A 1,684-nucleotide genomic window follows, 5' to 3' on the forward strand; every position below is an offset into this window, starting at 1 on the left:
TTTGGGCACAGGACGAGCCCGCCAACCAGGGGCCGTGGCCGTTCATGGGCTTGAACCTGGCGCCTGAGCTTGACCGCAAGCTCCGCCTGGTCTCACGTCCGGCGTCGGCCTCCACGGCCGCCGGTTCCATGAAGCGCCACGCCGCTGAACAGGATGCCCTGATCAAGCAGGCGTTCGAACGGAAGTAAGCGAAACTGCCCGGTCTGAGGAGCGAATGCGCCCCTCAGGCCGGGCAGTTCTGTTTAATGGGACAGGTATCAGGTTCCAGAACCGGCAAACCGTGCAAGGACCGTAACGAGTGTGAAGAGGTAACCGTGGAAGACAGGAAGCTGCGTATCGCAGCTGTAGGAGATGAACTGCTCGCGGGCCTGGGGGATCCCCGCGCATTGGGTTGGCTCGGAAGAGTCCTGGCCCGTACGCCCCAGGACTCCGTCGTGGTGGAGAGTTTCCCGCTCCCCTGCCCCATGGAAGGCACGGAGGGCTTGGCCGCGCGGTGGCAGGACGAGGCCGGGAGGCGCTTCAGCGACACGCACGAGAACCGCTTGGTGATCGGGCTTTCGGGCCGCGACCTCGAGTTCGGATTGTCCACGGCGCGAAGCCGCCTGAACCTGGCCAATATCCTCGATGGCGCCTCGCACAACAGTGTAGAGGTCTTCGTGGTCGGTCCGCCCCCTACCTTGGATCCGGTCAGGAACAAGCGGCTCGCAGAACTGAACACTGCCTTTGCCGACGTCACCACCAGGCGCAACCACCACTATGTGGACACGTTCTCTCCTTTGCTCAACCATGAGCAGTGGAGGACGGATCTGGCGGCCAATGGGGGAACACCGGGCCAGGCCGGCTACGGATTGATTGCATGGCTGGTCCTGCACCGCGGCTGGTTCCAGTGGCTCAATATCGCCCAACCGGAGTAGCTGGACCGGCTTCACCACACATCCCCGCCAAAAGTCCTTGCTTCAGGATGATTCGCGATATATCGTGAGCTCATCGACGCGATATATCGCATTTGGAGGGGTTATGTCTGAGGAACTATGGACCGTGACGGGTCCCCAAACCATCGAAGTGGACGGCGTCCGTTCCCTCAAGCTGGGAATCGTCAAAGGCCGCTTTGATGTCATGACCCATGACGAGGCGTTCGTCAGCATCGAAATCAGCGAAATCACGGGCGACCCCCTGACGGTGACGCTGGTGGACGGGCGCCTGGAGGTCCGCCATCAGCTGCAAGGCCCGCAGGGCTGGTTCCGCAACCTGATGGGGACCGTCAATAACACCAGCGCCAACTCAGTGGTTGTCGGCATCGCGCTCCCGCCCGGCGTGGACGTAGAGGCCGGAACGGTCAGCGGCGACGGTTTGGTCTCCGGAATCAGCGGCCGGACGCGCCTGAACACCGTCTCCGGCTCCGTCATGGCAGACGGCACCAGCGGCGAACTGCATGTAAACACCGTCAGCGGTGAAGTCATCGCCAGAAACCACGACGGCGTCCTGACCGCCAAGAGCGTCTCAGGCGAGGTCACCGCTTCGGGCACGTTCAAGAACGTCCGGGCCAGCACCGTCAGCGGCGACCTTAGTTTCGATCTTCAGGACTACACCAACGACCTCGGCGCCAACTCCGTCTCCGGCGACCTGACCATCAGGCTGCCACACGACGTAGGCCTGGACATCGTGGCGAAATCCGCCAGCGGAA

At 62.8% G+C, this 1,684-nt stretch carries 3 protein-coding genes; all 3 read left to right on the forward strand.

The genetic code is table 11. The features are described 5' to 3' along the window. A partial coding sequence (locus HP499_RS23915; protein ID WP_172326518.1) for a hypothetical protein occupies nt 1-188 on the forward strand: 188 nt, incomplete at its 5' end. A gap of 126 nt (nt 189-314) precedes the next feature. Next, complete coding sequence (locus HP499_RS23920) at nt 315-914, forward strand: GDSL-type esterase/lipase family protein (RefSeq protein WP_172326519.1); 600 nt, start codon at nt 315-317, stop codon at nt 912-914. A 103-nt stretch (nt 915-1,017) separates the two neighbouring features. Further along, nucleotides 1,018-1,684: DUF4097 family beta strand repeat-containing protein (locus HP499_RS23925; RefSeq protein ID WP_172326520.1), on the forward strand; the 667-nt coding region annotated here is incomplete at its 3' end.

This window comes from Paenarthrobacter sp. CM16 (assembly GCF_013179505.1).
Taxonomy (GTDB): Bacteria; Actinomycetota; Actinomycetes; order Actinomycetales; family Micrococcaceae; genus Arthrobacter.